At 61.1% G+C, this 6,017-nt stretch carries 4 protein-coding genes and 2 pseudogenes; 2 read left to right on the forward strand and 4 right to left on the reverse strand.

All coding sequences use genetic code 11. The features are described 5' to 3' along the window. Together F7R02_RS19535 and F7R02_RS19540 are read left to right on the forward strand one after the other, a co-directional pair. Positions 1-2,028 (forward strand): DEAD/DEAH box helicase, encoded by a 2,028-nt coding sequence (locus F7R02_RS19535; RefSeq protein ID WP_078590734.1) that lies wholly within the window; start codon positions 1-3, stop codon positions 2,026-2,028. A 2-nt stretch (positions 2,029-2,030) separates the two neighbouring features. Beyond that, positions 2,031-2,426 (forward strand): hypothetical protein, encoded by a 396-nt coding sequence (locus tag F7R02_RS19540; RefSeq protein WP_078590736.1) that lies wholly within the window; start codon positions 2,031-2,033, stop codon positions 2,424-2,426. Between the two features lie 21 nt (positions 2,427-2,447). Here F7R02_RS19540 and F7R02_RS19545 read toward each other — a convergent pair whose 3' ends face one another. From F7R02_RS19545 to F7R02_RS19570, 4 genes and pseudogenes are all read right to left on the reverse strand, one after another. Further along, positions 2,448-3,440, reverse strand: a complete 993-nt coding sequence (locus tag F7R02_RS19545) for a GSU2403 family nucleotidyltransferase fold protein (protein ID WP_078590738.1) — start codon at positions 3,438-3,440, stop codon at positions 2,448-2,450. Positions 3,441-3,769: 329 nt separating this feature from the next. Beyond that, a pseudogene (locus F7R02_RS19550) lies at positions 3,770-4,707 on the reverse strand (IS3 family transposase). Between the two features lie 595 nt (positions 4,708-5,302). Then, positions 5,303-5,776: a hypothetical protein gene (locus F7R02_RS26460; RefSeq protein ID WP_167521066.1), complete on the reverse strand. Its 474-nt coding sequence runs from the start codon at positions 5,774-5,776 to the stop codon at positions 5,303-5,305. 135 nt (positions 5,777-5,911) lie between these two features. Further along, positions 5,912-6,017 (reverse strand): annotated as a pseudogene (locus F7R02_RS19570) (IS5/IS1182 family transposase); the annotation flags it as partial.

Here is a 6,017-nt window from a genome sequence, read left to right on the forward strand (position 1 = left end):
ATGGGTGCTCTGGCTAAGATCCGGAGGCAGGCCCGTCCGTTGCTTGCCGGGATCCGATCCGACGGATTCCGCGTAGGTCTCTCGACTGGCTTTCACCCGGATATCGTAGCAACGCTTAAAGAGCGCGGAGCCAGCTGGTCGGCCAGCTCGCATACGTGGGTACTGCCGGCGGACGACAGCATCGGGCCTCTTCTTGACGAGCTCGGGCACAAGGGCGGTTTGCGGCTGGCGTACGATCGCGCGGCAGCGCAAGCGCAGCTCGCCGCTGCGCTGCGCACGCCGGAGGTCGATGCCTTTGCACCGGACCTCGATGTCAAGATCTATCCCGTCGCTGCTGACGGCGGGTATGTGGTCGACACGAGGTACGACTCTCTGGTCGTGTCCTGTCTACGCGCCCTGGGCGGCCGGCTTCTGAGCAGCAAGGAGGGCTGGTACGTCCAGCGGAGCCTGGAACAGCTGTTGGGCGACCTTGCCGCCAAAGCAGGCGTGCTTCGCGGCCACGTCTTCATCCATGAAGGCGAGATTCGCATCGATCGCACCAGTGGTGGCTACGAGGCGGAAGAGCGCCCCACCATCAACGTGTCCGGTGCTGAGGTGAAGCGGGGGCAGGGCGGCGCTGAGGAGGGCGAGGAAGGCCGCCTGGCGATCGTTCTGCAGCCGCTGCAGCGACAGAATGTTGATCCGCAGTGGTTCGCTGAAGCGACCGCCTCGATGTCGCTACTGGATCACCAGCCGGCCGGCATCCTGCATCTGCTGGCCGCGAATAGCGCACTGCTTGGGGACGAACCAGGCCTCGGCAAGTCGCGGCAGTCGGCGGCCGCGCTGCACCTGATGCCCGGGACCGGCTGCCGCCTGTTGGTCGCGCCGGCCAGCCTCTTGATCAACTGGTCGCGCGAGATCCTGGCCGTGGATCCGAACGCGCAGATTGCCATCCTGGACAAAGAGGGCATCCATGCGGAGCCGGAATGGCTGATTGCGTCTTACGAGAAGCTTGGCGTCATCGTCCAGGCCATCACCGATGGCGTCATTGCGCCTCGGGCCGTGGTTTTCGATGAAGCCCACAGCATCATTCAGCCTACGGCATCGCGCACGCTCAATGCCTTCCTGGTCGCCCAGAAGGTGCCACGCCGGTATCTGCTGACGGCGACGCCGATCCTGAACCGGATTGTGGAACTGCACACGCTGCTGCGTCTGTCGGGGCACCCCCTCGGCGACATGGAACGCGGCGACTTTGCAAAGGAGTTCGCCGGCAGTCAAGAGGCCCGAGTGCTACTCGCGCAACGGGTATCGGAATGGATGCTGCGCCGTCCCAAGAGTGTCCTCGGTTTGGATGCGAAAGTTCAGGAGCCTCGGTACCTGGAGCTTTCCGGTGCGCAGGGCGTTGAATACCGCCGCATGGCGGCAGACCCCAGCCTCACCGCGCTAGCCAAGATTGGGCGGCTGCGGCAGTACCTGGAACGTCAGAAGGCTGATTGGCTTATCGAGACAATCGCCGGATTTGAGCCTTCCGACAAGGCGCTGATCATGTGCGAGTTCCAGGACACGGTGGACTACCTGGCCGAGGAGTTCGTCAAAGCAGGCATTGAGGTGGTGACGTTCCTTGGCAAGCATTCCAAGGCTCGTAAGCAGCAGGCGATTGATCGATTCCAGAGCGAGCCTACGGTTCGGTGCTTCATCGGCACCACGAAGGCTGCCGGCGTTGGCCACACGTTGACCGCGGCAAACATCGTTTGCTTTGCCTCGCTGCCGTGGACGAATGCGCTTAAAAAGCAAGCGGAAGATCGCGCATGGCGCTACGGACAGAAGCGAGTCGTCACGGTGCTGGTGCCCCTGTTCGCCGGCACGATAGATGAGCAAGCGATGGCACTGATCCAGCATAAGGCGGCGATCGAAAATGATCTACTTGAGGATCCAACAACCGCCATTTTGAACATGGACGCCCCATCAAATGATCCGGAAGATGCATCCGAAATATCGGAGCGTGATCCGGAATACGCGGCAATTCTCCAGTATGCAAAGGTGGCATAGTTATGGCGAGCTTTGACGATATGGATTCTGACGCAGGTTGCCGGTTGTGGCCGTTGCAGTACTGCCTGAGCGGCAACGGCATGCTGCCAGGGGTTGCTGCGGTCGACGCATTGCACCTGTCAGGCGCTGACGCCCGAGGGCTTCTGACGGCCGCCATGGATAGCGCATGGCGTGCGCAATGGGAAGCCGATATGCAGTGCATTAGCGAGGATGAGGCAGGCCGCTCCATCGTGTCAGCTTGGATGACATTGGTGGAGTTTCGCGAGTTCTTCTGTGGCCGAAATTCTGCTACGGATGCAGATGTCCGGCGCGTGCTCGGAGAGGTGCGTGCTGCAATCAACAGCTGGCGGGATGACGGTGTTGAAGTGGTGGAGCTGGCGGCGCAACGGAAGCTTTGACAGCGGCGCCGCCAGGTCGTGCTAGCGCATGCCCGGCGGCGTGAGGCCGTTCTCCTGCTTCCAGTCTTCAAAATACGGGCGGAGCTCGTCTGGCAGCGAGTCCTCAAACTCGTCATCGAGGGGAAAGTGCGGCATGTGGTCATTGACCAGGTGCAGTACGGTGTCACCCTGCTCCCGGTCCTTCCCCTTCTTGAGTACGTTGCGCGATTCCTTGTCGGCGAGCCACAGTTTGTGGAGCGCAAACCAGCGTGGATCAGGCGCGACAACTCGCGCCGGCAGGCCGTCCATGCCGCACGTGATATGGCTGATACGTGTGCCCGGTAAGAGCCAGTTCTGCTCTGGCAGCGGAATCGGCCGGAGCCGCTCGTAGGTCGGCAGGCCCGCCAGAGATTCAGCGATAAGCAGCTCCACTTCGTTGCCGTGGGAGTTGCGTGCCTGGAACGGGCGCTCGGTATTGATGGTGTAGGTGCTGTCGACGCTCTTCAGCACGCCAAATACCGAAGGTGCCTGTGGTGCCGGCGGCGCATTGCTAACGTCGCGCACCCAGGTCAGGTCGAAGTCCTCCGTTGCATCAAGCGTGGAGCTCAGCAGCTGGCCAGCTTCGAGTGCGTAGGCACACAATGCATTGGTGCCTACGACCAGTACTGAGTCGCCGAGCAAGCCGCTGATGTCCAGCTCGCGTAGAACCTGGGCACCATAGGACGCGATTCGAGGAAGGCGCAATGCGCGGTACATCCTGCCCTCTCGCTCCAGGGTGTTCCATGTGTTTTGCACCGTCTCCTTGGCCTGTTGGTACGCCTCCATCAGGGCCTCGGTGGTGCCGGATCGCGGCCCGAGAGAGGTGCCGTTGCCCCTGCTGTCGATGATGCGATATAGGTACTCGTTGCCCCCGGACGTCTTCCACTGCAGACGGCCGTCTGCAATAGCGCGGGACGCCTGCAGCCAGGCGTCGTAGCGGGTCTCCATGTTGGCCGCGAGCCGAAGCCCGTCATCACCTATCATGTTGAATTGCATGCAATTGTCCTGTTTTTTAGAGATTTATGGCTTTACGGGACAATTGTATATGAATCAATAAGATGTTGGTTTTCACACCATTGTTGGTGCATGTCTGAACAAACAATGGGGTACAGCCCATGTCCAGACTATGGTGTCGCGGCACTGGGTCGCGGGTACGGCGGGCCTTGGCCACGACTAGCGATAGGCCTCAGCGGCCGCATTGGTGGCCTGCCTTGTAGGCTGAAAGCACACTTTAAGGCTCTGGAAGTTCCATTCGGGCGCCGAGTTTATATTTATTGGAACAAGTGGTCAGGCTGTCGCTGATACGCCCAGGGTTCCGTAGACACTCAAGACCCTCGTTGCGCGTAGCGCCGTTCAAACTCTACAGGGGACAGGTCGCCAGTTGAACCATGACGGCGTTGTGGGTTGTAGAACATCTCGATGTAGTCGAACACCTCGGCGCGTGCGGCGTCCTTGGTGGGGTAGATCCGCCGCCTGATCCGCTCGCGTTTGAGCAGACCAAAGAAGCTCTCCACCGGTGCGTTGTCATGGCAGTTGCCACGCCGACTCATGCTGCACACCAAGCCATGGGACGCCAGGAAACTGCGCCAGTCATCGCTGGTGTAGACAGACCCCTGGTCCGAATGAACCAGGCAACCAGCGCTGGGTTTGCGCCGCCACACCGCCGACAGCAAGGCCTGCACGACCAACTCGGTATCGGCTCGATCGCGCATCGCCCAGCCGACGACCTGCCTGGAAAACAGATCGATCACCACAGCCAGGTACATCCAGCCTTCATGCGTACGGATGAAGGTGAAGTCGCTCGCCCAGGCCGTGTCCGGCTCGGTCACGTCGAACTGTCGATCCAGCAGGCGTTCGTCTTCCTTGGCGCGTTCACTGTCGGGCGACTTTAGCCACGCGTAGTATCCAGCCCGGTTCACCCGCAAAACCCGGCACATCGCGCACACCCTGAATTCTTCGCGGTGGACTTGCATGAAGAGGTACTTTGCCTTTACCCCTTGGCAAAGTACGCGGCGGCCTTTTTTAGGATGTCGCGCTCCTCCGTCACCCGGCGCAACTCGATCTTCAGCCGCCGGACTTCGGCGCTCTGGTCCGCCTCAGCGCGCTGTACTACGCCGGGCTTGCCGAACTTGCGCAGCCAAGCGTACAGGCTGTGCGTGGTGACACCCAGTCGCTCGGCGACCTCTGCCACCTTGAACCCACGATCGGTCACTTGCCGGACCGCCTCGATCTTGAACTCATCCGTATACCGCTTACTGCTCATGGACACCTCCGAATCAGCCATTTTCCATGGCCTTGAGATGTCTAAGAAATCCTGGGCGTATCACTTACGTGCACCTGATGCGCGCCAAATCGGGACGAGAAGGCCGTCAGCTTTCGATCGGAGAGCTCCGCAGCGAAGCCGTAGCCGACATGGTAGGTGATCTGCTCCTTGATAAGCGTCTATGGGACGCCCTAAGAGCTCCATCGCTCGCCCAAAGGGTCGTGGGCTGGGTACAGAGCGCGTGGAGGCGTCTGACGGCTCAGGCGGCCGTCCAGGCGCCGCTGGGCGGAGCGCCGTTGGCAAAGGATCGTCTGGCGGCGATTACTGCGGCGACGGTTGTCCTGCAGCGCTGGGCACACGATGTCGCAAACGATCCTGTGCGGCGGGCCGGTCTACATGCGGTAGGGGCCAGTTGCCGCAGAGCTGGGCTACGGCATGAGGCGGATCCAGCCGCTGAAGTAATTCGGTTTACCAATGTCGCCGGTGACCTGGTCGCCCCCGATGAACTGCCCGTGGAAGTCGCAGAGGCGGTTGCGGCACTCAATCAGACGACGGGCGAGCTATGGCGAGCGGCGGACTCGGTTGAGATGCGCCCTTAGGCACGTCCATCAGTGCCTAAGGGCCGGCCCAGGGTGACGCTCCAAACCGCGCGCAAGGCGAACCAGAACGCACACAGCAGCATCGCAAAGCCCGCGGTGCTGCAGCCAGCGCCAACCGCAACGCGAATTAGCTCCGAGGGTAGGTAGATCCTGACCTGGTCGACAATGATGGGATAGCGGGTGAAGTAAAGCCCGACGCCACACAGGAGGGCTGCGCTGCCCACAGAAAAAGCCAGGCATCGCCATAGGCGAGCACGTCCTTTAGGGTCCAGAACGAACCACAGCACGTTCGGCTGCCGGCCCAGCACCAACATACCCGCCTGAGTGGCCAGCAACATAGCCAGCGGCGTAGTGAATAGGAACGGCCCCATCACCTGAGCAGCAAAGATCGCGGCCGCTGCCACACCGCTGATCCACCACGTTTGATGGCGCAGTTGCACACAGACGAAGGCCGCGACAGGCACCGCCACCAATGGTACGAACCCGCCTAGGGAAGGTCTGAATAACGAGGCCTGAGAGTGCGGGATGTCGCGTCGTTCCGAAGAGTGGCGTTTGAATCTTTGGAATTTCGCCATTTCTGGCGCTTTCCGTGGGAATTTCCTGGTTTACAGGCGCACGCTCCCCATAGCCGGCAGCAACTGCTTTCGCTTCATCCACAGATTGGAGAGCGCAAACAAGGTCAGCACGTGTGCGGTGTTTTTGGCCAGGCCG

This window comes from Xanthomonas cissicola (genome assembly GCF_008801575.1).
Taxonomy (GTDB): Bacteria; Pseudomonadota; Gammaproteobacteria; order Xanthomonadales; family Xanthomonadaceae; genus Xanthomonas; species Xanthomonas cissicola.

What these genes read in the sequence shown, in the direction of transcription:
- F7R02_RS19545 (WP_078590738.1), bottom strand. Translation starts at nt 3,440, where the DNA reads ATGCAATTCAACATGATAGGTGATGACGGGCTTCGGCTCGCGGCCAAC.
- F7R02_RS19540 (WP_078590736.1), top strand. Translation starts at nt 2,031, where the DNA reads ATGGCGAGCTTTGACGATATGGATTCTGACGCAGGTTGCCGGTTGTGG.
- F7R02_RS19535 (WP_078590734.1), top strand. Translation starts at nt 1, where the DNA reads ATGGGTGCTCTGGCTAAGATCCGGAGGCAGGCCCGTCCGTTGCTTGCC.